The organism is Shimazuella soli, from assembly GCF_022511585.1.
Taxonomy (GTDB): domain Bacteria; phylum Bacillota; class Bacilli; order Thermoactinomycetales; family Thermoactinomycetaceae; genus Shimazuella; species Shimazuella soli.
This window is the reverse complement of sequence record NZ_JAKWBN010000001.1, coordinates 512,479-537,376: the sequence shown is the minus strand read 5'-3', so window position 1 is coordinate 537,376 and position 24,898 is coordinate 512,479. Positions and strand designations below refer to the sequence as shown.

The following is a 24,898-nucleotide window of genomic DNA, read 5'->3' as shown; positions in this document are numbered from 1 at the left end:
TTCCTCCTATTGAACTGCTTGGATGAGACCGAACATTGGCAAAAATAAAGAGATAACAACGACTGCCATAATTAACCCAATAGAAAGTGTTAAAATCGGTTCTAAATAAGCCATCCATCTTTCTAATCTTTCTGTTAACCACTCTTCTGTAGTAGTAGAAAGTTGTACTAACATCTCCCCTAATTTACCAGTCTCTTCTCCCAAAATAACAGTCTGAGAAAAGATAGGAAGTAAAGTAGATGAGTTTTCTTGAACAATATTGCTTAAAGTAGCCCCATGGATGAGTTTTCGTTTCGTGCTTTCTAAGTACTTGCATAAATCAGGCCAAGGTGTTACCTGTTCGAGTAATGAAATAGTAGATAGCATTGGTACTCCTGCTGTCATAAATGATCCCAATTGCAAAGATAAATATTGCGTATACCGATACCGATAATAAGTAGTTATAATGGGAATCCGTTTCATAACAAGTTGAAATCTCGGATTTCTTCTTCCAAAGATACAAAAAAGCAATAGAATAAACCCAAATAAAAAAATATATGGAAATATCCGCGATAGGGTAAACACTAATTTAGTAGTATAAGGTAACTCAAATGAAAATGATTGAAATAACTCAGAGAAAGTAGGCAAAATAACCAATGATAAAAAAATTAACCCTATACATAAAGAACAGAAAATAAAGAATGGATAGAAGGTGACTTGTTTTAACTTACGAAACCATTTTGATCTTGATAAATAATATCGATGACACTGTTTTAGAGCAAAAAGAACATCGCCATGGTGTTCCGCTGCCTTTATGAAAGCACAAAAAATTGCTGGAAGCCTGATTGCTTGTAATGCAGCTGAGAAACTCTCCCCCGTTTGAATCATCTGAATAAGTAAGTTACCTTCCTTCTTTGGAATGATCTGTTGGGATGTAATCATTTGAACACTTTCTACTAGGGAAATGCCGTTTTCCAACATTGTTTTTAAATGGTAACTAAACATCGCAATCTTTTCGTCTCTCCATTTATCCACTTTTCATCACATCCATTGCCAAATAATTAAGCTCCTCTTCGGTTGTCAATCCATGATCATATTTTTTACGGAGTGCATGTTCCAACATATGCACACCTTTCCTTTGGAAATGTTGTCTAATCTGACCGACTGTAGGTTCTTTCATTATTAAACTCTGCACTGATTCATCTAAATACAACACTTCAAATATTCCAGATCGATTATAATAGCCACTCATATTACAGTGAGGACAACCTTTCCCCTTACACTTCGTACAAGATAATCGAATCAACCGTTGAGCAATTACTCCACTGAGTGCAGAGGCAACAAGGTAAGCTGGTATCCCCATATCAATCAATCGAGTAATGACACTTGATCCATCCGTTGTATGTAAAGATGTAAGGACAAGATGCCCTGTCAGTGCTGCTTCGATCGCAATTTCCGCAGACTCTTGATCGCGTATTTCCCCAATCATCATGACATCCGGGTCTTGCCGCAATATAGCCCGTAATCCCTTAGCGAAAGTAAAACCGATCTTGTGATGTACCTGAACTTGGTTGATGCCAGATAACTGTATCTCAATCGGATCTTCAAGGGTGACAATATTTCGCTGATGATGATCAAGCAGACGAAGTAATGTATAAAGTGTTGTTGTTTTCCCAGCACCTGTCGGACCTGTAACAACTATTAACCCGGTTCTTTTTAATAAATTCGATACTCGTGTGACCTCTTCAAACTCCATGCCAAGTTGTGTTAAGTTACTTACTGCCAATTGACCAGGCAATAAACGTAATACTAATTTTTCACCATATAGAACAGGGATAGTAGCTAAACGAACTTCTATCTTTTTTTCTCCCATTTCGACCGTCATTGCTCCATCCTGAGGAAGCCTTTTTTCTCCAATATCTAGTTGCCCCATCACTTTCAAGCGAGATATGACTGCGTTTGCTTCTTCTAACGGTAAACGGTTTGTCTCTACTAAGTAGCCATCAATACGTTGACGAATAATCAGATTCTCGCAACTTGGCTCTATATGAATATCACTAGCTCGATTCGATGTTGCCTCAAAAAATAAATTGTTAACAAATGCAATGACATCCAAAGCATCACCTCCAAACAGAACGTATATACCTATTTCGACCTATATATCCCTTAAACCTCTTTATTTGTCAAAAAAAGTATTTTTGAGTCAAAAATAAAAAGGCCTAAATTTCGGCCCCTTATTACGCAAATATGTCGTAGTTTTTACCATAGATGCAAGTCGTTTCTTCATCTACTTGGATTACCTGTCCATCGAGCAAATCAATATTAATTTCTTTACCATTAGTAGTAGTAAGGGAAACAGTTAATGATTTACGTATTTTTGGTTTAAGTAATGAAGATAAAAACTCGAATTGTGTTGTCATTTCTTCTTCCACGGATACTGTGCCTAATTCTGAATCCAACATAATTTTGTAATAGGGTTGTGCCGAAAAATGTTTCATAAAAGCTTGTAGCTGATCCTTATTTCCTGATACTCGCAACGTCAACATAATAGGTGACACTCCTTATTTTTTAAATCATCGGAATAGTGAATTTTATCCGCAACTTTTTATTCCCATAATTAAGTATAAAGCCCAACAACTTGGTACTCAATCATTATTAAAATCTATTTTCATCCGTACATTCGCTAATAATTTACAATTTTTCGCCCAAAAATACTCAAAAAGAGACAATTTAATATTTTCCATAATAATGACAGAAAAATCCAAGTTTCGGAGAAGGAAAACAGGATTTGACATCGAATCTTTGAACAAACAAAATAACATCTATAGGCAGGGATCAACCAGATGGATCGATATAATTCGCTAGACTTCGGCAAAATTGTCCGTAAACTGAGAACATCTCGCGGTCTCCCTATGAAATTTTTTGAAGATAAAGAGATTTCCCAAGGTACGATTAGTAAAATCGAAAGAGGTGATCCTACTGTCAGCAAGCACAAGCGGTTTTACTACTTAGAAAAATTAGGCTACAGTACAGAAAAACTGCAAGAATTGCTGGAAGAAGAAAATAGTATCGCCCAAGTGGAACATCTTCAATTAAAGTCAATAGAGACCATTATTGATTTGGTTGGGGCAAAAGAAGGCTTGAGGCAGCTGAAAGCATCAGGATTGCATGAAAAAATTCACGTCAAACCAATGGTCAACTTCTTAAGAGGTAAGATTTATTATCAAAAAAAATCTTATGATAAAGCCAAAAATGTTCTACTAGAAGCAATCAAGTTAATTGATCGTAATCTAGGAGTTTGGGAGTCTACCAATTTAAAATCATCTTGTTTTGGAGAACTTGCTCGTATCTTTTTTCAAGAAAAAAATTATGACGAAACCATTGCCTATAATCAACGAGGAATTGATTCTTTTGTAGAACAAGGCACAAGAAAATACACCAAGGCCATTTTGCTTTCCAATCATTCTCTCTACTTATTAAAACAAGATAAATTGGAAGAGAGTTTGGAAATGGTCAAAAATTGCAAACATAACCTTGGATCACAAGAAACGGGTCTAAGTTTTATTTACCCTTACAACGTGGAAGTAAATGCTTTGATAGAAAATAAATGCTACACTCAAGCAATTCAAAGTGCCGAGATAGGTATTGAGATTGCTCGTATCAGTCAGAGTTACGATCGATCATTTCAGCTTTGGAGTAGCTTAGGCGATATATTTTTTGAACAGGAAGAATTTTCTGTTGCACTTATCTGCTACCAAACTGCTTTACGGTTAAAACCAAGAGTAAGTTATGAAAACTGGTTTACTTATATTCGATTACAACTAGGACTTATTTATCTGCAAATGAAAGAATATTCAAAGGCGGAGTCTCATTTAATAGAAGCCGTTAAGACCTCTGACGGGAGTCGGATGGATCAAATATATGATGCATACAATGCACTAGGTGATCTATATCTTTCATTAGATAATACGGAGAAAGCTGTTCTATCTCTACAAAAAGCACTGCACATTGCTCAAGATCACAAACTGTATAAACAAGAAAGAGAATCACTAACCAAACTGTGCCAATGCCAGACCTACTTGGATAGTGAACAATATCAAAACTATGTTAACAGCTTGGTATCTGTGAGTATCCAACTCCAAAGAGGAGGTGATTAATATGCGAAAAACAACAAGCGAGCCAATCCATACCTAAAAGGAACTATTTTTTGTAAGTAAAAATTGCTATTATTTGAGCTAGCCGTTAGGGGCTAGCTTTATTTTATTCCTGATTGAAAAAATAGTAAACTTAAATAAAAAACTTTTTTTATAACAAAATGCATAAAAAAAAGTATCTAACTCATACTAGTTTTAGTGATGGGGAGTGGCCAAGTGGTAAGGCAACGGACTTTGACTCCGTGATGCGTAGGTTCGAATCCTGCTTCCCCAGCCATTCGCACGTAATACAAAAGGCGTTTTCCGCGCCTTTTTATTTTTTTACATGAGGAACCAATTTTGGAACAGAGGACAGCAAGATGAGAATAGCAGTTGCGTAAGGCAAGATTTCTAGAAATTCAACATCCCTCACATATTGAAATACCCAAGGGTCATGAATAATTAGATCTCCCGCAATATAACCGAGTACTGCCCCACCGATATATAAAATAAAAGGAAATCTCGCAATAAATCGAGCAACAAATCCACTTCCCCACATCAAGAGTGGGATACTAAGTGCTAAACCAAATAGCACTAACCACACATTTCCATGGGCAGCACCTGCTACTGCCATCACATTATCCAGACTCATCACAACATCCGCCACAATAATGGTTTTAATAGCACTACGAAAAGTACCTCCAGCTTCTACGTGCGTCATATCATGATTTTCACCAACAACTAATTTACCTGCGATAAAAAATAACAACAATCCTCCAGCTGTCATTAAAAAAGGAATGTGCAACAAATATACTGCAATGGTAGTAAGAGACGCACGCAAGATAACAGCAATACCAGAACCAATTAATATCGCACGTTTGCGTTGTTCTTTTGGTAATCTCCTCGCTGCCATACCTATTACAACAGCATTATCTCCACTCAATAAGAGATCGGAGAGGACAATGGTAAACATACTAATCCAAAACGTAGATTCCATCTGTTTCTTCCTTTCCCAGTTTGTCCTCATGGACAATTTATGTATATTACTCAAATCGTATAACCAATAATGAAAGCTTTTTATATAGGATAATTTATTGACTTTGTAAAATGAAAAAGAAAGCTGCACATCATACAGCTTTCCCTTCAACTTGCTACTTCAAAAGCAGCTAGATCTTAAGAAGTTTAAAATCGAAAATCAATGATTTCTATACCTGCTACTGCTTCATTTACCAATGATTCAACTTCTAGTTTCTGTTCTTCACGATTACATACTTTGACAGTTGGCTTTGTTTTTGGTTGTTCTGGTACAAATACGGTACAACAATCTTCATAAGGCAAAATAGAAGTTTCATATGTACCAATGTTATTGGCAATTTTCATGATTTCCGTTTTATCCATGCTAATTAAGGGGCGCAAAATAGGCATATTTGTCACATCGTTTATTGCTTGAAGGCTTTCTAATGTCTGGCTCGCAACCTGTCCAAGAGATTCACCAGTTATAAGTGCTTTTAAATCAAATTTTTGTGCAACTTGCTCAGCGATCCGTATCATCATACGTCGCATTATAGTAATACTGTAATTATCGTAACAATGTTTCCGAATTTCTGTCTGAACATTGGTAAAAGGAACTACGTAAAGTCGAATTTTCCCTCCAAAACGTGTCAGAATTTTGGATAAATCTAATACTTTTTGCTTCGCTCTTTCACTAGTAAATGGATAACTATGGAAATGAATGGCATGTAATTCTACACCGCGTTTTAAAGCCAAATAACCTGCTACTGGACTATCAATACCACCTGATAGTAATAATAACACTTTTCCACTAGTACCTACTGGCAATCCACCAGCACCTGCAGTTTCTTTTCCATAAATATAAGTTCCTTTGATACGAACTTCTATTTTTATTTCTAATTCTGGGTGATGAACATCGACTTTTGCTTGCGGTAATCTATCCAAAATATATTGTCCAACTCGTGGATTTATCTCACCCGTACGTATTGGAAACCGCTTGTCTGCTCGTCTACTTTCTATCTTAAACGTCGTAATTCCTGGATAAGACGCAAAAACTTTAGCAGCAGTCTGCTCTATCTCATCGATTTGAGAATGAATGCGAATAGCTGGGCTAAAACTGACGATTCCAAAAATATCTTTCAGTGTCTCGATAATAGGAGGTGCAGGATGATCGCCAAGTTCAACAAAAATACGCCCATGTTCCCGTGTTACATGAACACTTTCAAAATTTGTTAATTTTCTTCTAATGTTTTGAACAAGTCGATCTTCAAATAACTTTTGATTTCTGCCTTTTAGCGAAAGTTCACCATATCGTATTAAAATAACATTCCAATTCATGAATCATCTACACCTTTATCCATTGTTGTAAAGTAGGTATGACATTTGATATCGCTTGGCTGCAAGCTTCTATATCTTGGAGCGTTGTTAACATACCCATACTGATCCGTATTCCGCTTATTGCTTCCGTTCTTTTTTTACCCATTGCAAGAAGTACACGACTTGGAGTTTCTTTTTTGGAAGAACAAGCAGATTTACTCGAAACATATAGCCTTTTTTCTTCGAGTGCCCTAACGAGTACTTCTGATTTTATTCCCGGGCAAGAAAAATTCAAAATATACGGGACTCCTTTAGCTCCATTTAGAACAATCCCGTTTAAATTGGATAAAACAAAAAGCAAATCTTTTTTCCAATATTTCGCTTGTTGATAAAAAACATCTCTGTTGTTTGAAGCTATTTCTAAAGCTTTCCCCATACCTACTATCAATGGAACAGCAAGCGTACCAGAACGGAATCCTTGTTCTTGACCGCCACCAATCAATAATGGTTGGATCAGTTTATTTTTTTTCAAATATAAAGCTCCAATACCTTTAGGTCCATGAAATTTATGAGCGGATAAAGAGAGTAAGTCAATCTTCATCTTATTAACATCAATTGGTAACTTAGCGAAAGATTGAACAGCATCTACATGAAAAAATAATTTTGGAAAGGAAGATAGTAATTGTCCAATTTCCTCCAAAGATTGAATAGAACCTGTTTCATTATTTACATGCATAATCGATACCAATATCGTTTTATCGGTAAGGGAGGCTTGTAATTCTTCTAGTGATATTTCACCTGATTCGTTTACAGACAGGTACGTAACAGAATAACCTTGCTTTTCTAAGTCACGAAAAACTTCATAAACAGAGTCATGCTCTATTTTGGTTGTGATAATATGCCTTCCTCTATTTTGATAGGCTTTTGCAACTCCTTGAATTGCAAGATTGTTTGCTTCTGTCCCTCCAGAAGTAAACACGATTTCTGAAGGAATAGCATTTAGCTCTTTAGCGATCAAATGGCGAGCGTTTTCAACTATTTTTTCTGCTTTAAACCCAAGTCCATGTAAAGATGCGGGATTGGCATAAGTATGCTCCATCACCCGGCCCATCAGTTCGATAACTTCTTTAAATGGCTTAGTAGTAGCACTGTTATCAAGATAATGCATAAAACTAACCCTTCCCGAAAAATATAGTAAATCCTATCTTATCAGATAAGGATAAAAAAACAAAAAATGATTCTGTTATATGAAAGAAAACTTGCCTGCTGGCAAGTCTATAGCTTCAGATAAAAACAAATCTTTTTGTTTAGAAAAAAAAGGCGATTTTCCTCGCCTAAATATGACAAGAATCTTTGCCTCGTTTTTGCAAATACTTTTGATGATACTCCTCAGCAGGGTAATAAGGCTTCGCAGCTGTAATTTCTGTAACGATTGGTTTGGAGAACTTCCCAGACTGATCAAGTTCTTTCTTCATCTGTTCTGCCTGTTGTTTTTGTTCTTCAGAATGGTAAAAAATAGCTGAACGATATTGAGTGCCTTTGTCTGGACCTTGACGGTTTAATGTAGTTGGATTATGGTTTTCAAAAAATATTTTTAGCAGGTCTTGAAAAGAAACTTCACTTGGATCAAAATCGATATCAACTACTTCAGCATGACCAGTCTTATCTGTACAAACATCCTCATAAGTAGGATTTTCCGTTGTTCCGCCTGTATATCCTACTGAAGTACTTTTAACACCAGGGATTTTACGAAAAAGTTCTTCTACTCCCCAAAAACATCCTGCTCCAAAAGTTGCTTTAGCCATGAATTTAATCCTCCTTATGAGAATCGGTAAAATTCTTTTTGTTTCATTGCTTGATCATTTCTTCAGGTGTTAGTGACAAAGACTCTTCCGGACGTGGAAAAGGCTTTAAAATTAGATCTAAATAAGTCTTTTCTCGATGTTTTACCTCGATTAAAATACCGATATCAATTAATAACTGAATCATTTCCTTTACTGTCGTGGGATAAGACAAATCAGAACGTACCAATATAGACTCACACCATTGTTCACGAAGAAACAAGTGATGATGTATTTGTTTTTTTTGTGCTTCAGCTAGTGGAAAAGGTTGAATAGCTAACTTTTCTGCCTCTTGTTCCATATATAAAAATATTTCTGATTTGGAGTACCCTTGATAAATAAAAGCAACAACACTCAGCACAACTGAATTCATTCCCTGTGGCAGATAGAGGTTCCAACCAAACTCAAAAAATACTGCTGGTACTTGAATATATTCTGCTGACCAGCCCGTACTGAGAATTGTCTGAATGCGCATCTTTTTCCCCTTTGCAGCGCTATTCTTTCATCTTGTGCTCTGTTACTGTTTTAATTTCTTCGCCATTTAGAAACCAATTTGTCCGCTTTTGACGCTAGTTTTGGAAAGCGCAGCCGGAGTTTATGAAGCCACCTTCTCGCCCATGGTGTTGTTTTGGATAACATCACTAAACCAATTAGAAAGAAGAACCATCCTTGCATAATAGGTAAAATTGCTCCTATCACACCTAGAATTAAAAAAAAGTACCCACCAATAATTATCATAACTTGTTTTGCAGATCGATTCATTGGACTATTGCCACCCCTAACCCATCTCCGACAGGTAACAACATTGATTCTAAATGAGAATGACTTGCCAACATCTTTGTTACTTTTCGAACAGCAATTGGAGCTGGATGTTGATCTTCTCCATCAAGAACTCTACCACCTAAAAGCAAGTTATCCATAACAATTACAGTACCAGGTAAAGATAACTGAATAACTTGTTCCAAATATGTTGGATAATTAACTTTATCTGCATCAAGAAATATAAAATCGAACTTTTTCTCTTCTTGAATTAATTTTGCTAATTGTAAGGAAGCATCTCCTACAAGAGTCGTTACACAATCTTGAAGTCCCGCTTCCTCAAAATGATACCTTGCTAATTTAGCGTGTTCTTCTTTAAGTTCGATTGTAGTACAGTGTCCATCCTTATTCAAACCTCGCACCAAGCATATGGTACTGTACCCTGCCAATGTTCCTACTTCCAATATCTTTTTTGCACCAGTCATCCGCACCATCATTGTCAACCACTTACCTACTTCTGATGGTACAGAGATAAGGGGCATTCCTAATGAAGTTAAACGTGAACCAATTGACGCTAAAACATCATCTTCGTTAACAAATAGATCACGGATATACTTAGTTTGATCCATTAGATGCTCCTTAGAAATTACAAATTTAAACTCTAAGTTAGAGGAATAGAGATATAGCTTTATATCGTTTCCCTATTATATACTAGATTATTTAGAGTGGAAAGAAAAGCCTCTCAAATGGAGAGGCTACTAAAATATAGCTAGTATAGGAAAAGCAAGTATACGGATAAGAAGAATAAAAGCACCAATTCCTACTGCCCACCAACCAGCAGCACTTCCTCTTAGCCCACCAACTATTCCCAGTATTATTCCCAAAACAGATAAGATGAAAGGATACAGAAAAAATCCTAGTATTGACAGAACTAATGCTGTCACACCAATACCTGTACCATTTTCTTTTCTTTCTTCTCTGGAAGCATCAACAGGATTTACCCCAGTTGGAGTTAATTCAGCGGCAGTTTCTGTGTCTTGGTGTTTCTTATTTTGATTCTTTTTCTCTTTGTCCATCATAACCCTCCTGATCTTTATGGAAACTATCCTTAGTTTCTATAGATCAGGATGAAATCATGCATGTTTTATGTTGTTATCTATTACCTACCGCATAACTTTCTCAATTCGTTCTAATCTTGTCAATATTTCATTTATTACAGCGTCATACTCACTCATATTAGGTATGGCTTTCTGTCTAGCTGTATTATATTTCTTCGATGTTGTTAGTTGTTCCTTTAGATACTCGTTTTCTTTGAGTATTTCTTCATAGTTTCGGATAACAAGGTCAAGAAATTCATTTACTTCATTTACATCATACCCACGCATCGATTGTTTAAAGTCTTTGTTAAAAATCTCCATCGGTGTTAAACGTTTCACTATCTAGACACTCCTATCAACATCAACGTTTCATTTTTTTATTATATACGAATTCTTTGGTTATCGTAAAGTAAACTTGTCAATTGAAAAGCCTTACCATACTGAAACATCAAGCTTGAGTTCTTTTTTTCCTGTAATTCAGGTTATTCATATTATTTTTTTAATCGTATAAAAAGATGGCTAATAAAGCCATCTCGTGTATTTTACTTTTTATGTTGTTCAACTATTTTTCGAAATCCAGGATTATCTGAAACATATACCTTTTCAACAGCTGCATCCATATCTTTTACAAGTGCAGGAATACCAACTCTCAAATGACCCAATGAAGACATTTTAGAATTTGGTATAACGGCAACATAAGCTCTATTTTTAATGATAACAACTGAAACAGCCTTTAATTGAGGATATACCTTTAAAATTTTTTTAGCTATTTCATTTTCAATCCTCACACCTGTAGTCGGTGTTTTTCGTGTAACAAAATTGGCATTTCTGGTATACAGTGAATTTGTACGATCTATATTTGTTTGATATCTTGTTGGCAGCATATTTTGTTCTTGTACAGGTGACTGAGAATGATATCTCGCACATCCCATCACACCTATAGATAGAATTACTAGGAAACCATATAAAAGTTGCCGCATTACCCGTCACCTCTCGTTATTTTGAGATAAAACATACAAAAGAATAAATCGAGCTAGCTCTATAATTGCTACTAACGCACTTGCAACATAAGTAAAAGCCGCAGCATTCAACACTTTTTGAACTCCTACTTCTTCTTCTCTGGCAATGATGCCTTCCGAAAAGATAATATGTTTGGCTCTCGAACTAGCATTGAACTCCACTGGTAATGTCACAAGATGAAACAATACTGTTACTAAGTAAAACAAAATACCGACAAGAATTAGATTGGATAATTGCAGAAAAAAACCGATAAGTAACAAAATCGGCGCAGCACCAGAAGTAAAATTTAATAAGGGTACCAACCGATGTCGAATAACGAGAGCTTGATAATCTTCCTGATGTTGCAAAGCATGTCCACATTCATGTGCTGCAACCGAAATCGCAGCAACTGATGATTTGTCATATACTGCTTCCGAAAGGCGTATTATTTTGCTTGTTGGGTCATAGTGATCACTAAAACTGCCTCGAATAGGTTCTACTTGGACATGTTGGAGTCCATTTCGATCTAATATGTGTCTGGCAACCTCTAAGCCTGTATAACCAGACCTAGCAGGTATTTGTGACCAGTGGTGAAAAGCACTTTTTACTTTAATCTGAGCATAAATAGTGATCAAAACCGCAACAAACATAACAAAAATGTTCGATACAAAAAACATATCCTTCCCCTACTTTCTCTTTCTATCTTGTGCAGGTGAAGGATTTTTATGCTTTATGGAAAATATGGGTATATGAATACTCCCAACACGGAGCAGTTTCTAACGTTTCTCCTCACGAATTAACCTAACTTTAAGCAAAAAACTAGAGCTTTGGTTTTACTTTTGATAAGATATCCAAGAACATGCAAATGAGGAGTTTTTCAATGCAACGAACAAAGCCAGATTTCTGGCTTATCCTATTGACGTTTATTCTAGTTGGATATGGTCTTGTGATGGTCTTTAGTACAAGCTATTATAAAGGAATTCTGGATTACCAAAACGCCTATTACTTTTTCAACAAACAATTGATTTTTGCTGGAATTGGATTAGTTCTTTTTTTTATCTTTTCCAATATTCCATACCATTGGTATCGGAAGCATGTAGGAAAGCTATTATTAGTGTCTTTGTTTATGCTAATATTCGTTTTGCTATTTGCCAGCGAGACTAATGGTGCAAGAAGATGGATCAGCATCGGATCATTTACATTTCAACCTTCTGAATTTGTAAAAATTGTAATGATCTTATATACCTCTTCCATCATGGTGAAAAAACAAGAAGTATTAGACAGTTTTAAGAAAACAATCCTTCCTCCACTTACCGTCATCACTATTTTTTGTGGGTTTTTGGTAATACAACCTCACTATAGTGCAACAATCATTATTTTTAGCACGTGTATGATCATCATTTTTTGTGGTGGAGCAAAACTTAGGCAACTTTTCCTTCTTGCCAGTGCGGGAATACCCATTTTAGTTGGTGTTCTATTCTTAGATCAATATCGTGTTAATCGAGTTATGGCTCTTTTTAATCCATTTAGTGACCCCCAGAATCATGGTTACCAAGTTATCTATTCGTTGTACGCTATTGGACCAGGGGGGATAACAGGCGTAGGTCTAGGTAACAGTATTCAAAAAATGGCATATCTACCAGAAGCACATACAGATTTTATTTTTTCCATTATTGCAGAGGAACTTGGGTTTATTGGAGCTGGAGCATTAATTGTTTTATTTGGTATATATGTCATCCGTGGAGTAAGAATCGCATCCCGTGCACAAGATCTTTTTGGTACTCTGCTTGGCATTGGTATCGTTAGTCTTTTTGCTATACAAGTGATTTTCAATCTCGGTGTAGTCACCGCATTACTACCTGTTACAGGAGTCCCACTTCCTTTTATTAGCTATGGTGGCTCATCCTTAATGTTTCAACTAATTGCAACTGGAATACTACTCAATATATCTCGGTACCAAACCACTCGAAAAAAAGTAACCTCGGATGAAAAATAAAAACCTGCTATTTTTTGTGGATAGCAGGTTTGTTTATTAAGATAGCAAGCATTTATCTAGGATGATTTTTTGTTGACGGAACGATTTTGGCTCCAAAAGTAGTAACCAAATGAAATAGCCGCTAGCGGTACTATGATGTAGAGTGCCTTCGTCCCAAAACGATGAATATAGTCAAATAGCATCTCCCAATTGGAACCAAGTACATGGCCTAAACCGATGAAAGTTGCACACCAGACAATAGCACCTGTATATGCAAATATGGCAAATCTGGTGATAGACATACAAGCAATTCCCGCAAGATAAGCTGTTACATGACGAACTCCTGGAATAAAATAACCAACAGAAAGAAGAGCACTTCCATATTTACGAAACAACAACTGAGAAATCCGCAATCTTCTTCTCGTGATAAAAATCTTACTTCCGTATTTTCGTAAAAAAGGATATCCTAACTTTCTACCTAGAATATAGCTGATTGTAATACCTGTCGCGGAGCCTAAAAGAGCGCTGAGGAAAGTATAGATAAGATGCAGCTGCCCAATGGAAGAGAGGTATCCTAAAAAAGTCATCATAATCTCATCGGGTAGAGGTAATCCAACAATACCTAGTACAAAAAAAAGAAAAACTCCTATATATCCATAGTGTTGTAAAAACTCAACCAACCATTGATCCATGGTACAACCCCGTTTAACAATGCTTTATTAGCTAAAGTATACAATACCACAAATGATGCAGTTGCACAAAATAGTAAATGAAACTTGCCAATTGACAAGTTTCATTTACTATTTCATCTATCCATTCTTTCAATGTAAGAAAGATATAAGCTCTCTGTATTTTTTCTCATCGATCTTTTGAATTACTTTTACCATTAATTCCACTACATTTTCAACATCTTTTTTGCTCACCATTGAAACATGGCTATGAATATAACGAGCGGCAACTCCGACTACCAAAGAAGGAACCCCACGTTGATTCATATGAAATCTTCCCGCATCAGTTCCTCCACCAAGCATGGTTTCAGATTGGATAGGGATTCTATTTTCTGCAGCTGTATCCAATACTAAATCACGTAAACCAATATTAGGTACCATAGTGGCATCTAGAAAAGTAATAACTGGACCTTCACCCATTTTAGGATGCAACAAATTTTCCTGTCCTGGTGCATCTTCGGCTATCCCTACATCTATCGCAAACGCGATGTCTGGATCCACTGCATACGCTGCTGTCTGTGCACCGCGAAGACCTACTTCTTCTTGCACAGTTGCACCTGCTATTACTGTATTTGGATGATCCTCTACTTGTAATCTACGCAATACTTCTAACGCTACATAACAACCCATACGGTTATCCAGCGCTTTTGCTAGTATTGTGTCTTGGTCTGGCAAAATTTCAAAAGGACAGGTGGGAACAACTGGATCACCAACTCGAATTCCCCATTCTTTAACCTGACTATCACTGTGCGCTCCTATATCAATATACATTTCCTTCATTGGATATACTTTATTTCGTTCTTCTACTGTTAAGACATGAGGGGCTTTAGAACCAATAACACCTGTAAATTTACGGTTTCCAGACAGGACGATCACACGTTGAGATAAAAGAACTTGGCTCCACCAGCCACCTAGAGGTGTAAAGCGCAAATAACCGCTTTTTGTAATCTCTGAAACCATAAAACCAACTTCATCCAAATGACCTGCTAACAGAATACGAGGTTTCTCTGATGTGCCTTTTTTTTCTCCAAAAATACTACCTAAGCCATCTCCAACAATATGGACATCAAACTGTTGCAGTTCATCCCTTACTATATCTCGCACTTCATGTTCATACCCAGAAACACCATTTGCTTCGGTTAATCGTTGTAACAATCGCATGTTTACTCTCCTTTGGACCCGATGTATATTTCCTGTCTAAAATTATCAGATGCATCCGCAATTGCTAACTGATTTTCAAGTTGATTAATGATCTGTGTATAGTATAGCGATGCTTCTGTAGTTTGACCCATTTGAATCAGATCATGATAAGCTTGGTAACTTTCTCGCAATAGTTTAAACTGCTTATAAAACTCTTCCGATGTAAGCATACCAGGCCTTTCATCACCTTCTTCATCATAATATGTCTTATAACGATTAAGATAAGCTTCGTATGTAGAAAATACCTCCATATAAGTACCTACCTTTTTTTATATAGGATAAGCATTTCCTTACCTTTTATACTAATAAAAAAGACTAGTCCGAAGAACTAGTCTCTGCTTTGTATTTTCATAATAAAAAGACGCTAAGCATCTAAAACAAGCTAATAGGAAGCAACCAATAAGCCGAGTTCTGTTCTCCAAGTGGTAATCGATAGCTTGTCATATCTCCCACAAAATGGAGCAGCAATCATCTGTCTAGGCCAAGTATTGCTACTTGGCTCAAGCGACCTACCCAGAATCACTGCGGGCAACAGCTGTATCCAAAGATACGGATTCTCTATCAGGTCTTGCACCAGGTGGGGTTTACCTAGCCAGCATGTTCCCATGCTGCTGGTGCGCTCTTACCGCACCGTTGCATCCTTGCCTGTGAGGTTTCCCTCCATCGGCGGTCTTCATTTCTGTGGCACTAGCCTTAGGGTTGCCCCCACCGGCCGTTAGCCGGCACCCTGCCCTATGGAGCTCGGACTTTCCTCCCGTGGCACCTTTCGGTTATCCACCGGCGATTGCTCTGTTTACTTCCACGAATTGATATTTTAACAGAAGTAATAGACATAATCAATAGCAAAATATAACTTGGAAACAATTTCTATTCATTTCCTATAGATAGGAAAGAAGAATGAATCTAAATTATAATACTCGAAATGGATTTTGATTGACTTTAGAAGGAAAAACTTTAGTATTGCCTTCTAAGAGGTTTTCCAATTGGCGACAAACATGGGGAACTACTCGCTGTTCAGTGGCATGCCCTATATCAACGAGCGAAATATTTTCCTCTAAAGCAAGTTTCGCAGTATGATAATCGATATCTCCTGTAAGGTAAACATCAGCCCCGTGTCTTTTTGCCTCCAATACATAACGGCTTCCAGCTCCACCTAGAAGAGCTATTCTTTTTACTTTTTCATTTCCGTTTCCAACAACATGTACATGATCCAATTGATACGCTTTTTTCAGATGCAGGACAAAATCTTCCAATGTCATTTCTCCCAAGAGGTTCCCGACTTTACCCATTCCATATGGAACGCTTCGGGCAAGTGGATAAATATCGTAGGCTACCTCTTCATAAGGATGAGCGTCAAAAACTGCTTGAAGCACCCTCTTTTCTAACGATTTTGGCATAATCGTCTCTAATCGGTATTCGTCTACTTTTGATAACTCTCCTTGAATACCCACGAAAGGGGTGGTGTCTTTACCTGCTAAAAATGTACCCGTTCCTTTTCCCGCAAATGTACAATGACTATATGCTCCTATAGCCCCTGCTCCATTATTACCAATTGCAGTTCTTACTGCTTCTAGATGGCTGGAAGGCACAAAAACAACAAGTTTTAATAACGGATCACTACCATGGACGAGAAATGTCTTCTTTTCCAGCAAACCTATCTCATCTGCTAATACATCATTTACACCATCTTTTACAGTATCTAGATTGGTATGGGCTACATATACTTGAATCTGGTTTGTAATCAATTTTTCAATTAATTTTCCCTTCGGCTGATCCATGCGAACAGAATCAAGCGGCTGGAAAATAAGAGCATGGTGCGTAAAAATCCAGTTGGCTCCTAAAGCAATCGCCTCATTGACGACAGCATCCGTTATTTCCAATGTTACTAAAATTCCTGTAACTTTACGTTCTAAACTTCCCAATTGGAAGCCGATTCGATCTTGATCCAATGCAAGATCTGGAGGTACCATCCGCTCGAAAACTTCTATAAGCTGTTGTCCATTGATAGCCATCGTATCACCTGCTCCTTATCATTAATTTCAGAATCGATCTCCTCCAATTTTTCTTTTGCATCTTCTGATTTGGCATTACTGAGCTGCTTGCGAACTTCCAATTTTCTTTGCACTTCTAATTTTAATTTTGGAACCAAAAGGGCGTGCTTTTTCCTCCACAATAGTGGCCCTATCTGAAAGAAACTGTCTTTTTGAAGGGGAAGCCGATGATATGCAAACACAGATTCATTTTGTTCTGCAACAATAATCTCATAATAGATCCCATCTTCTACTACGATTTCTTCATCTACCAAATACCAATTATTTTGATCTAGCCATTTGCGAATATGATTTTCACCAATATTGGGTTGGAGAATCAACCTGCTTACTCCATTTAACTTATTACGGCCTTTTTCTAGAATGCTAGTAATGAGAGCACCACCCATGCCAGCAATTACGATAACATCTACTTTTTCATGAATGACATCAAGGCCATCTCCTAACCTTACATCGATGACTTCTTGAAATCCATTTCTATGTACAAAATCAGTAGCATTTTCCCATGGTCCTCGGTTTAATTCGCCCGCTATCCCTCTGGCAATTTTATTGCGTTGTGCTAAATAAACCAATAACTTACCATGGTCTGCACCTATATCAGCAACTGTAGTATCAACAGGTACAAACTTAGCTACTTCCTTTAATCTTTTTGACAATTTTCCTTTCACATTTCCACCTGCCCCATTTGCCTCACTCTATTATATCTTACCCTATTGAAAAAACGAGCAACTTAAGTTGCTCGTTTTTTTGCTCATCCTTTGAAATACAACCATTTCTCGAAAAAAGGAGTTAAATTTTTCCCTGCTACTTGATTTGCAATGCGCAGAAAATCTGAAGTGGTTGCGATTTTAAACTGATATTGATGATAGTACGTATTTAAGATTTTCATGACTTTCTTTTCTCCAATTTCGTCCATTAAAGCAAACATCATCGCCGCTGGACGTAAATAGACCATAATTCCATAGAGTTCGTCAGGATAATCATACAAACGCTGAGCTGACGTAATTCCTGCTGATCGATGTATTTCGTCTGTTTTGATAGCCACTCTCTTTAACCAAGGTGCATCATCTTGTTTCATACGCTTTTGCATATAGAGAAACTCTGAAAAGGTAGTTAAACCTTCATCTAACCAAGGTTCCTTTGCTTGATTATTACCTACTACTCCATACCACCACTGGTGAGCTAATTCGTGGACCACTACATTTACTGCGGGGGAAATCCCATTTGATGTCGGAACTTTAGGAAGTGAAGTTACAAGACCAGGGTACTCCATTCCTGCAATGCCATATCCAGTTTCGCCTAAAACTACATCTACTTCTTGATACGGGTAGTGACCAAATCGATTCCCATAAAACCGCAATCCATCTACTGCAGCATTCAATAACGGCTCACTAACGTCTTTTGTAGTATTGGTATACCATAAATTTACTCTTGTGGTTCCTGATTCCCTGCTCAAAACTTGATAGTCTTTGGTAAGAACCGCAACAAAATCTCTTACATTATACTGTTGTAAATGCACATTTTCTTTTGTTTGATGAATATCTTTCGCGGTTGAAATAACTTGATAACCTTTCGGCACATGAAATGTAACATCAAAATCAGACATTGTGCTATAAAACGGATCACCTGTTGTTGTATAGGGCTCTGTATGCCACCCGTCTTTATCTTTAACAGCAAGCATCGGATACCACTGCGCAAGAAAAGCAGTATTTTTATATTTGTTTAATCGTGTACCTCCATGTGGCAGATACAGCTTATAATCTAATTCTATTTTGGCACTTCTTCCTTTTTGTAGTGGCTTAGGAAGTCTTACTTTCATTACAGTATCATTAATAGTAGCGCTCTGTTTTACACCATCCACTTTTACATGAGAAATGGCAATATGACCTTCTTTTGATGGTTTGGCTTCTTTATTATATTTCCAATCCTGAAAAACATTTGGGTACAAACGAAAATATACTTCATTTTGAATTCCATTTCGAATTTCAGGCAATGTCACAGACATATGTCCTTTTACTATATCTTTTTTTTCTAAGTAAGTAGCATCAATCTGATATGTAGGTCTATTTGTTCCTGATTCTACTGCAAACGTTTGGTTTATATTACATAAAAAAGGTAGTGTTATTGTTCCTAAAAGCGCAGTAGCTAATAATTCACGTTTCATCTTTCCACTCCTTCACTGGTACCTAAAAATTAGGATTACCAATAAGAAAGAAAAACATGTAGAAAACGAAACATCTTCCTGCGCATTATTATGTTTTAACAATTATGTTATGAAAAACCTTGACTTCAGCTTCCTTCTATGCACTCTTTTATAATAATCTTATAATTTAAATAATTCACAACAAAAAACAACCTATTCAATAATGAAGACCAAATTAATTTTATTATTTTTCACTCAGTTGTTTAAAATCATTATCTGTTAGGGCATAAACACATACATTTTCCAGTTGACCATCTACACCTAATTGATAATTTCGTAATATACCTTCCAATTGAAAACCCAAACGTTCTGCAACTTTTCTACTTCTTACGTTTCTTTCATCACAGTTGATCTCGATTCGATTGGCATTTAAAATCTGGAAAGCAAAAACAGAAATTCCCCGAACAGACTCTGTAATATACCCTTTTCCAGTTAAAGCTGTTCTGCACCAATATCCAATTTCAAATTTTCGAGCAGACCAATCCATACGATGTAATCCACTGCTGCCAATAAATTTTTTAGTATCTTTTTCAAACAAGTGAAAGCGTAAATCGGTCCGTTCTAAAAATTGGGCATGGGCTTTTCTAACATTCGCCTCTGTTTCCTCTTTTGATGGACAGGATTGTGCCCATGGCATCCACTCTTTCAACTCAGCCATCGATTCCATCATTGCTTCATGAACGACTTCACCATCACCTGGCAGCGGCATTCGAATGAATAATCGCTCTGTTTCAAATGAATGGGGAAAATTTTCCAATATAGGTAACATCTCGATAACTTCTCTCCCTCATATGTGATTCTACATACACAAGGAGAAATTGTCAATCAACCGCGCCCACCTAAATAAATAGAGTTTTCTTATCTATAGAATGAATACTTTCATACATTAAGAAGAATTGAATAAGTCTACTACCTTTTGCTTCTATTTAACTTATTCATAAACAAATAATTTATTTTTACATTATTAGTGAAATGAATACTCTCATCACCTAAAGGGTTGAGAGTTTCAAAAAATTGCCTCATATACAGACAAGTAAATTCTACCGTAAAATCCTTAGAGAAAGCCACAACTTATAAAAAGTTGTGGCTTGGATTGATTAACATCCTATTTCCCGGGCAATAATATTTCGTTGTATTTCAGAAGTACCCTCACCGATCTCCGTCAACTTGGCATCTCGAAAAAAGCGTTCCACTTTAAAATCATGAATATATCCCCAACCGCCATGAATTTGAATCGCTTGGTTACAAACACGCATTGCAACTTCTGAAGCAAATAATTTACAAATAGAAGCCTCTTTCGTGAATTTTCTTCCCTTGTCTTTTAGCCAAGCTGCCTTATAAACATAATTTCTCGCTATTTCGATTTCCATTGCCATATCAGCAAGTTTATGCTGAATTGCTTGTAATTTAGACAGCGAATGTCCAAATTGAATACGCTGCCCAGCATATTTTTTAGCTAGTTCAAAAGCACCTTGGGCAATACCTACAGCCATCGCACCAATGCCAATTCTTCCGCCATCTAGCGTGACCAAAAATTGGCGAAATCCATTTCCCACTTCCCCTAATACATTTTCTAGCGGTATTAGAACCTTGTCTAGAAATATTTCTGTTGTATTTGAACTTTTTAATCCTAATTTAAGATAATTATCTTTTATAGTAACACCATTCAAATCCGTTGGAACGATAAAAGCAGTGATTTCACGATTACTCTTTGTTATGTTTGTTCGAGCAGTTAAACTTAGAAATTTGGCATGAGATGCATTTGTAATAAAACATTTGGAACCTTGTATCAACCATCCTTCCGCTAATTTATCTGCTGATGTCTGTGTTCCAGCTGCATCAGATCCTGCATTAGGTTCAGTTAAACCAAAGGAGCCTAAAGATTCCCCAGTACATAGGGGTATCAAATACTTCTTTTTTTGTTCCTCTGAACCAAATAAGTAGATGGGAGCACATCCAAGTGAAATATGAGCAGAGTAGGTTATTCCCGTAGATGCACAAACCCGACTTAGTTCTTCGACTGCAATTGCAAAGGAAATAGTATCAGCCCCACCGCCGCCATAATCTTCTGGGAAATTAAGACCCATTAATGATAAATCAGCCATTTTTTTAAAGATTCCGCTCGGAAACTCGCCAGTTTTATCTCGTTCATCAGCTTTTGGAGCTACTTCTTCTTCTGCAAATTCACGCATCAACTTTTGAATCATGGATTGTTCTTTCGTAAGATCAAAGTTCATTCTTTGTCCTCCTACAACCCTTATTGACAGCGCTTACAACCTTATTATAGGCGAGAAGGTTTGTTTTCTTCAATTTTTTTGTTTATTCAGATGATAAAGGCTTATTTCGCTGCTTCCCTAATTTGCATTGGACTTAGAATAGAGATAGAATGAGAACACAAAAACTCACCAATCGGGCTAGATTGGTGAGTAACAGTGTCATGTTTTATTCCAAAAAGTCTTTTAACCTTTTACTTCGGCTTGGATGACGAAGTTTGCGGAGTGCTTTTGCTTCAATTTGACGAATTCGTTCACGTGTTACGCCGAATACTTTTCCTACCTCTTCTAAGGTACGAGTTCGGCCGTCGTCTAATCCAAAACGCAATCGCAAAACATTTTCTTCTCTTTCCGATAATGTATCTAATACATCTTTAAGCTGCTCCTTTAAGAGTTCATATGCAGCAGCCTCAGCAGGAGCTGTTGCATCATCATCGGGAATAAAGTCACCGAGGTGAGAATCATCTTCTTCACCAATCGGAGTTTCCAAAGATACAGGTTCTTGAGCTATTTTCATGATCTCGCGAACTTTTTCTGGAGTTAACCCCATCTCTTTTGCAATTTCTTCTGGCATAGGTTCTCTTCCTAATTCCTGAAGCAATTGACGAGATACACGGATTAATTTATTAATTGTCTCCACCATATGAACGGGAATACGAATAGTTCTTGCTTGGTCAGCAATTGCACGGGTAATTGCTTGTCGAATCCACCAAGTTGCATACGTACTAAATTTAAATCCCTTACGGTAGTCAAATTTTTCTACAGCTTTGATAAGACCCATATTGCCTTCTTGGATTAGATCAAGAAATAGCATTCCACGTCCTACGTATCTTTTTGCAATACTTACTACTAAACGCAAATTAGCTTCAGCTAATCTCCTTTTCGCCTCTTCATCGCCTTCTTCAATACGAGTTGCAAGATCGACTTCTTCTTCTGCTGATAAAAGCGGAACTCGTCCAATCTCTTTCAGATACATCCTGACAGGATCATTAATTTTAACACCAGGTGGAACACTCAAATCATTTTGTAGGAAGTTATCATCATTTTCCGTATCGTCATTATGGTTAAACTCGTCTTCTCCATCATTAATAACTTCAATTCCTTGTTCGGTTAACACCTCAAAGAAGTCATCTATTTGCTGAGAATCTTGTTCGAATGATGCTAATTTCTCCATAATCGATTTATAAGTTAGAACACCCTGTTTTTTTCCGGACTCTATTAACTGTTCTTTGGCTTGATCCAATGTAATTTCATCGACATGTGATTCGTTTGCCAATTTAACTCCTCCTTCCTCTTACTGCTTAAATCATTTTCTGTTTTTTCCTAAGCTGTTCTATCACTTGTAATCCCAACTCTGCTGCTTTTAATGGCTCTCCTGCGTTTTCCACTTGTTTTACTTGCTTTCCTTGCTTCTTTATCGCCTCAACTAAATCAGATTTGCGTATTCTATCTATTAAGTTCTCTATCATTTCCTTACTCACTTCTGTTGGTATTTCCAACATTCCAAGCGAAGTAATTTTTTTCACTAGAACTGGGTCTTGAAGCGATTGGATAACGGGGACAAAACCAGCTTGATTTCCTTTTGAATAATAGGCACATAAATAAGGAATGAAAGAACCATAGTCCCCTTTAAAATGATAATCCTTCAACTCATCTTCCACCCAGCCAGCTACTTGCTTATTTTGTATCATATGTGCTACTAAATATTTTTCTGCCGTTTCTACTGGCGAAGTTCCAAGCGTATGTTTGCTCACCGTTTGATTACCATTATTCCACTTGACTTTTTCTTTATCCCTCTGTATGCTCTTCTTTTTGGGAAATTTTTGCTTACTCAGTTCTTCTTTCACTGCTTCTAACGATAAATGAAACTCTTCAGAGAGGTGTCTTGCATATAAATCTTGCTCAGTAGCTGTTGGCAATGCTGCGATAAAACGTATAGCGGCAGCAATATAACTAAGACGATCATCATCATCTGTCAACTTGTAACTCCGTTTCATGCGATCCAACTTAAACTGAGCAATTGGTTTCGCACCACCGAGAACTTCTTCCCGAAATGCAGTTGCTCCTTTTTCTCGTAAAAAATCATCGGGGTCCAAACCTATTGGCATCTGAGCTACCTTTACTTTTAATCCCATCTCTTTCATCATTTCCAAAGAACGCTCAGTAGCAGATTGCCCTGCTTCATCAGAATCAAAACAAAGTATTACTTTGTTCGTATTTCGACCAATGAGGCGGGCCTGTGTGTCTGTTAGAGCAGTTCCGAGTGGAGCTATCCCATGATAAATTCCAGCTTGCCAAAGTGAGATGACATCCATAAAACCCTCCATCAGTATAGCTTGTCCATCCTTGCGAATATTTTTCCGGGCACGGGAAAGATTGAACAGATGATTCCGCTTTTGAAAAAGGCGTGTCTCCGGAGAATTTAAGTATTTTGGACCATTATCCGAAAGTGCTCTACCACCAAATCCCACTACTCTTCCTTGGGGATCAGTGATTGGAAAGAGAACACGGTGACGAAATCGATCATAAGCAGATCGAGTTTTATCATCTGGAATAACGACAAGACCAGCTTCTACTAATAAATCTATGGATACTCCTCGCTTCTGAAAAAAGGGTATCAAGCATTCGGTAGGCGGTGCATAACCAATTTCAAATGTTTTCATGGTCTCCAAACTTATTTTTCGGTTCGCTAGATATTGTCTAGCTTCCCTTCCATAAGAGGTATGCAATAATAAGTGGTGATAAAGTTTTGTTGCTGTGGAAAGTACAAAACGCAATCGACTAATAACTTGATCTTCATCCGAAACAGTATATGCCTCGTCTGGAATCGCAATATCTTTTTCTTTTGCTAAATGAATGACAGCTTCTTGAAAAGTGTATTGCTCGACATCCATGAGAAATTGGATGACATCTCCACCAGCGCCACATCCAAAACAATGATAAATTTGCTTATGTGCTGCAACAGTAAAAGAAGGAGTTCTTTCGGAGTGAAAAGGGCAAAGACCAAAGTAATTGCGACCGCCACGCTTTAAATTCACATACTGACTTACTACATCCAAGATGTCTACTTCCTTGCGGATACGCTCTAAGACCTCTGAAGATATTTTTCCCATCGACTTCACTGCCCCTACCTGTTACCATTGTCGAAGATGAATTAGCACTTGGAATAGTTCGCCGCAAAAAAAGAATCTCCTGCAAAATTACTAGAAATTTATTTGGTAATGTTTACATGTTCGAAAGATTTATGTATCTTCTCTTTTTTTGCAGTGAATTATGATGCAATGAAAAAAATTCCTAAAAAATGGATTTTACTTGAAGTAATCTTATATGCTCTA

At 37.0% G+C, this 24,898-nt stretch carries 27 protein-coding genes, 1 tRNA gene and 1 other RNA gene; 3 read left to right on the top strand and 26 right to left on the bottom strand.

The genetic code is table 11. The features are described 5' to 3' along the window. Window positions 1-6: 6 nt before the first annotated feature. From MK805_RS02900 to MK805_RS02890, 3 genes are all read right to left on the bottom strand, one after another. On the bottom strand, window positions 7-1,014 hold the full coding sequence (locus MK805_RS02900) for a type II secretion system F family protein (protein WP_240873695.1): 1,008 nt from the start codon (window positions 1,012-1,014) through the stop codon (window positions 7-9). Continuing rightward, a complete protein-coding gene (locus MK805_RS02895; RefSeq protein WP_240873694.1) occupies window positions 1,007-2,095 on the bottom strand; it encodes a GspE/PulE family protein in 1,089 nt (362 codons plus the stop codon). Before MK805_RS02895 ends, MK805_RS02900 begins: the two co-directional genes overlap by 8 nt. 121 nt (window positions 2,096-2,216) lie before the next feature. Next, complete coding sequence (locus MK805_RS02890) at window positions 2,217-2,525, bottom strand: hypothetical protein (protein ID WP_240873693.1); 309 nt, start codon at window positions 2,523-2,525, stop codon at window positions 2,217-2,219. 297 nt (window positions 2,526-2,822) lie between these two features. Here MK805_RS02890 and MK805_RS02885 point away from each other — a divergent pair, with 297 nt between their 5' ends. Both MK805_RS02885 and MK805_RS02880 read left to right on the top strand, forming a co-directional pair. Next, window positions 2,823-4,136, top strand: coding sequence for a helix-turn-helix domain-containing protein (locus MK805_RS02885; protein WP_240873692.1), 1,314 nt, complete (start codon window positions 2,823-2,825; stop codon window positions 4,134-4,136). A gap of 199 nt (window positions 4,137-4,335) precedes the next feature. Further along, a tRNA-Gln gene (locus MK805_RS02880) sits at window positions 4,336-4,410 on the top strand. A gap of 36 nt (window positions 4,411-4,446) precedes the next feature. On the opposite strand, the gene MK805_RS02875 is transcribed toward MK805_RS02880, so the two are convergent. The 12 genes from MK805_RS02875 to MK805_RS18105 form a co-directional block, all read right to left on the bottom strand. After that, window positions 4,447-5,085 (bottom strand): TerC family protein, encoded by a 639-nt coding sequence (locus MK805_RS02875; protein ID WP_240873691.1) that lies wholly within the window; start codon window positions 5,083-5,085, stop codon window positions 4,447-4,449. A gap of 209 nt (window positions 5,086-5,294) precedes the next feature. Next, the gene (thiI, locus tag MK805_RS02870) at window positions 5,295-6,461 is read right to left on the bottom strand and encodes a tRNA uracil 4-sulfurtransferase ThiI (protein WP_240873690.1); all 1,167 of its coding nucleotides are present in this window, start codon (window positions 6,459-6,461) and stop codon (window positions 5,295-5,297) included. A gap of 7 nt (window positions 6,462-6,468) precedes the next feature. Beyond that, window positions 6,469-7,608, bottom strand: coding sequence for a cysteine desulfurase family protein (locus MK805_RS02865; RefSeq protein WP_240873689.1), 1,140 nt, complete (start codon window positions 7,606-7,608; stop codon window positions 6,469-6,471). 166 nt (window positions 7,609-7,774) lie between these two features. Further along, a complete protein-coding gene (gene msrA, locus MK805_RS02860; RefSeq protein WP_240873688.1) occupies window positions 7,775-8,245 on the bottom strand; it encodes a peptide-methionine (S)-S-oxide reductase MsrA in 471 nt (156 codons plus the stop codon). Window positions 8,246-8,288: 43 nt separating this feature from the next. Further along, complete coding sequence (locus MK805_RS02855) at window positions 8,289-8,756, bottom strand: DUF6042 family protein (RefSeq protein ID WP_240873687.1); 468 nt, start codon at window positions 8,754-8,756, stop codon at window positions 8,289-8,291. Between the two features lie 50 nt (window positions 8,757-8,806). Then, on the bottom strand, window positions 8,807-9,043 hold the full coding sequence (locus tag MK805_RS02850) for a PGPGW domain-containing protein (protein ID WP_240873686.1): 237 nt from the start codon (window positions 9,041-9,043) through the stop codon (window positions 8,807-8,809). Then, window positions 9,040-9,669: an O-methyltransferase gene (locus tag MK805_RS02845; RefSeq protein WP_240873685.1), complete on the bottom strand. Its 630-nt coding sequence runs from the start codon at window positions 9,667-9,669 to the stop codon at window positions 9,040-9,042. The genes MK805_RS02850 and MK805_RS02845 overlap by 4 nt, the downstream gene beginning before the upstream one ends. 129 nt (window positions 9,670-9,798) lie before the next feature. Next, window positions 9,799-10,116: a DUF4190 domain-containing protein gene (locus MK805_RS02840; protein ID WP_240873684.1), complete on the bottom strand. Its 318-nt coding sequence runs from the start codon at window positions 10,114-10,116 to the stop codon at window positions 9,799-9,801. 87 nt (window positions 10,117-10,203) lie between these two features. Continuing rightward, window positions 10,204-10,476, bottom strand: coding sequence for a DivIVA domain-containing protein (locus tag MK805_RS02835; protein ID WP_240873683.1), 273 nt, complete (start codon window positions 10,474-10,476; stop codon window positions 10,204-10,206). A 203-nt stretch (window positions 10,477-10,679) separates the two neighbouring features. Continuing rightward, the gene (locus MK805_RS02830; protein ID WP_240873682.1) at window positions 10,680-11,117 is read right to left on the bottom strand and encodes a YhcN/YlaJ family sporulation lipoprotein; all 438 of its coding nucleotides are present in this window, start codon (window positions 11,115-11,117) and stop codon (window positions 10,680-10,682) included. Between the two features lie 6 nt (window positions 11,118-11,123). Beyond that, window positions 11,124-11,786, bottom strand: coding sequence for a zinc metallopeptidase (locus MK805_RS02825; protein WP_240873681.1), 663 nt, complete (start codon window positions 11,784-11,786; stop codon window positions 11,124-11,126). A 183-nt stretch (window positions 11,787-11,969) separates the two neighbouring features. After that, complete coding sequence (locus MK805_RS18105) at window positions 11,970-12,017, bottom strand: hypothetical protein (protein WP_420833048.1); 48 nt, start codon at window positions 12,015-12,017, stop codon at window positions 11,970-11,972. Between MK805_RS18105 and ftsW the strand changes: the two genes are divergently transcribed. After that, window positions 12,017-13,132 carry a putative lipid II flippase FtsW gene (gene ftsW, locus MK805_RS02820; protein ID WP_240873680.1) on the top strand — a complete coding sequence of 372 codons (1,116 nt, stop codon included), beginning with the start codon at window positions 12,017-12,019 and terminating at the stop codon, window positions 13,130-13,132. The genes MK805_RS18105 and ftsW overlap by 1 nt on opposite strands. A 56-nt stretch (window positions 13,133-13,188) precedes the next feature. Here the strand turns inward: ftsW and MK805_RS02815 are convergent, their stop codons facing one another. The 11 genes from MK805_RS02815 to dnaG all read right to left on the bottom strand — a co-directional run bounded on the left by MK805_RS02815 (window position 13,189) and on the right by dnaG (window position 24,676). Beyond that, window positions 13,189-13,803 carry a DedA family protein gene (locus MK805_RS02815; RefSeq protein ID WP_240873679.1) on the bottom strand — a complete coding sequence of 205 codons (615 nt, stop codon included), beginning with the start codon at window positions 13,801-13,803 and terminating at the stop codon, window positions 13,189-13,191. 129 nt (window positions 13,804-13,932) lie between these two features. Further along, window positions 13,933-15,000 (bottom strand): M42 family metallopeptidase, encoded by a 1,068-nt coding sequence (locus MK805_RS02810; protein WP_240873678.1) that lies wholly within the window; start codon window positions 14,998-15,000, stop codon window positions 13,933-13,935. A gap of 2 nt (window positions 15,001-15,002) precedes the next feature. Continuing rightward, on the bottom strand, window positions 15,003-15,290 hold the full coding sequence (locus MK805_RS02805) for a hypothetical protein (protein WP_240873677.1): 288 nt from the start codon (window positions 15,288-15,290) through the stop codon (window positions 15,003-15,005). A 133-nt stretch (window positions 15,291-15,423) separates the two neighbouring features. Next, an RNA gene (gene rnpB / locus MK805_RS02800) (RNase P RNA component class A) lies at window positions 15,424-15,840 on the bottom strand. Between the two features lie 107 nt (window positions 15,841-15,947). Continuing rightward, window positions 15,948-17,051, bottom strand: a complete 1,104-nt coding sequence (locus MK805_RS02795; protein WP_240873676.1) for a Nif3-like dinuclear metal center hexameric protein — start codon at window positions 17,049-17,051, stop codon at window positions 15,948-15,950. Then, window positions 17,024-17,755, bottom strand: a complete 732-nt coding sequence (locus MK805_RS02790; RefSeq protein WP_240873675.1) for a tRNA (adenine(22)-N(1))-methyltransferase — start codon at window positions 17,753-17,755, stop codon at window positions 17,024-17,026. Before MK805_RS02790 ends, MK805_RS02795 begins: the two co-directional genes overlap by 28 nt. Window positions 17,756-17,838: 83 nt before the next feature. Further along, a complete protein-coding gene (locus MK805_RS02785; protein WP_240873674.1) occupies window positions 17,839-19,251 on the bottom strand; it encodes a M1 family metallopeptidase in 1,413 nt (470 codons plus the stop codon). A 223-nt stretch (window positions 19,252-19,474) separates the two neighbouring features. After that, window positions 19,475-20,059 (bottom strand): GNAT family N-acetyltransferase, encoded by a 585-nt coding sequence (locus tag MK805_RS02780; protein ID WP_240873673.1) that lies wholly within the window; start codon window positions 20,057-20,059, stop codon window positions 19,475-19,477. A gap of 328 nt (window positions 20,060-20,387) precedes the next feature. Beyond that, window positions 20,388-21,527, bottom strand: coding sequence for an acyl-CoA dehydrogenase family protein (locus MK805_RS02775; RefSeq protein WP_240873672.1), 1,140 nt, complete (start codon window positions 21,525-21,527; stop codon window positions 20,388-20,390). Window positions 21,528-21,732: 205 nt separating this feature from the next. After that, entirely contained in the window at window positions 21,733-22,839 is a 1,107-nt protein-coding gene (rpoD, locus tag MK805_RS02770; RefSeq protein ID WP_240873671.1) for an RNA polymerase sigma factor RpoD, read from the bottom strand. Window positions 22,840-22,864: 25 nt separating this feature from the next. Further along, window positions 22,865-24,676, bottom strand: a complete 1,812-nt coding sequence (dnaG, locus tag MK805_RS02765) for a DNA primase (protein WP_240873670.1) — start codon at window positions 24,674-24,676, stop codon at window positions 22,865-22,867. Window positions 24,677-24,898: the final 222 nt, after the last annotated feature.

What these genes read in the sequence shown, in the direction of transcription:
- MK805_RS02890 (WP_240873693.1), bottom strand. Translation starts at nt 2,525, where the DNA reads ATGTTGACGTTGCGAGTATCAGGAAATAAGGATCAGCTACAAGCTTTT.
- MK805_RS02885 (WP_240873692.1), top strand. Translation starts at nt 2,823, where the DNA reads ATGGATCGATATAATTCGCTAGACTTCGGCAAAATTGTCCGTAAACTG.
- MK805_RS02875 (WP_240873691.1), bottom strand. Translation starts at nt 5,085, where the DNA reads ATGTTTACCATTGTCCTCTCCGATCTCTTATTGAGTGGAGATAATGCT.
- thiI (WP_240873690.1), bottom strand. Translation starts at nt 6,461, where the DNA reads ATGAATTGGAATGTTATTTTAATACGATATGGTGAACTTTCGCTAAAA.
- MK805_RS02865 (WP_240873689.1), bottom strand. Translation starts at nt 7,608, where the DNA reads ATGCATTATCTTGATAACAGTGCTACTACTAAGCCATTTAAAGAAGTT.
- msrA (WP_240873688.1), bottom strand. Translation starts at nt 8,245, where the DNA reads ATGGCTAAAGCAACTTTTGGAGCAGGATGTTTTTGGGGAGTAGAAGAA.
- MK805_RS02855 (WP_240873687.1), bottom strand. Translation starts at nt 8,756, where the DNA reads ATGCGCATTCAGACAATTCTCAGTACGGGCTGGTCAGCAGAATATATT.
- MK805_RS02850 (WP_240873686.1), bottom strand. Translation starts at nt 9,043, where the DNA reads ATGAATCGATCTGCAAAACAAGTTATGATAATTATTGGTGGGTACTTT.
- MK805_RS02845 (WP_240873685.1), bottom strand. Translation starts at nt 9,669, where the DNA reads ATGGATCAAACTAAGTATATCCGTGATCTATTTGTTAACGAAGATGAT.
- MK805_RS02840 (WP_240873684.1), bottom strand. Translation starts at nt 10,116, where the DNA reads ATGGACAAAGAGAAAAAGAATCAAAATAAGAAACACCAAGACACAGAA.
- MK805_RS02830 (WP_240873682.1), bottom strand. Translation starts at nt 11,117, where the DNA reads ATGCGGCAACTTTTATATGGTTTCCTAGTAATTCTATCTATAGGTGTG.
- MK805_RS02825 (WP_240873681.1), bottom strand. Translation starts at nt 11,786, where the DNA reads ATGTTTGTTGCGGTTTTGATCACTATTTATGCTCAGATTAAAGTAAAA.
- ftsW (WP_240873680.1), top strand. Translation starts at nt 12,017, where the DNA reads ATGCAACGAACAAAGCCAGATTTCTGGCTTATCCTATTGACGTTTATT.
- MK805_RS02815 (WP_240873679.1), bottom strand. Translation starts at nt 13,803, where the DNA reads ATGGATCAATGGTTGGTTGAGTTTTTACAACACTATGGATATATAGGA.
- MK805_RS02810 (WP_240873678.1), bottom strand. Translation starts at nt 15,000, where the DNA reads ATGCGATTGTTACAACGATTAACCGAAGCAAATGGTGTTTCTGGGTAT.
- MK805_RS02805 (WP_240873677.1), bottom strand. Translation starts at nt 15,290, where the DNA reads ATGGAGGTATTTTCTACATACGAAGCTTATCTTAATCGTTATAAGACA.
- MK805_RS02795 (WP_240873676.1), bottom strand. Translation starts at nt 17,051, where the DNA reads ATGGCTATCAATGGACAACAGCTTATAGAAGTTTTCGAGCGGATGGTA.
- MK805_RS02785 (WP_240873674.1), bottom strand. Translation starts at nt 19,251, where the DNA reads ATGAAACGTGAATTATTAGCTACTGCGCTTTTAGGAACAATAACACTA.
- MK805_RS02780 (WP_240873673.1), bottom strand. Translation starts at nt 20,059, where the DNA reads ATGTTACCTATATTGGAAAATTTTCCCCATTCATTTGAAACAGAGCGA.
- MK805_RS02775 (WP_240873672.1), bottom strand. Translation starts at nt 21,527, where the DNA reads ATGAACTTTGATCTTACGAAAGAACAATCCATGATTCAAAAGTTGATG.
- dnaG (WP_240873670.1), bottom strand. Translation starts at nt 24,676, where the DNA reads ATGGGAAAAATATCTTCAGAGGTCTTAGAGCGTATCCGCAAGGAAGTA.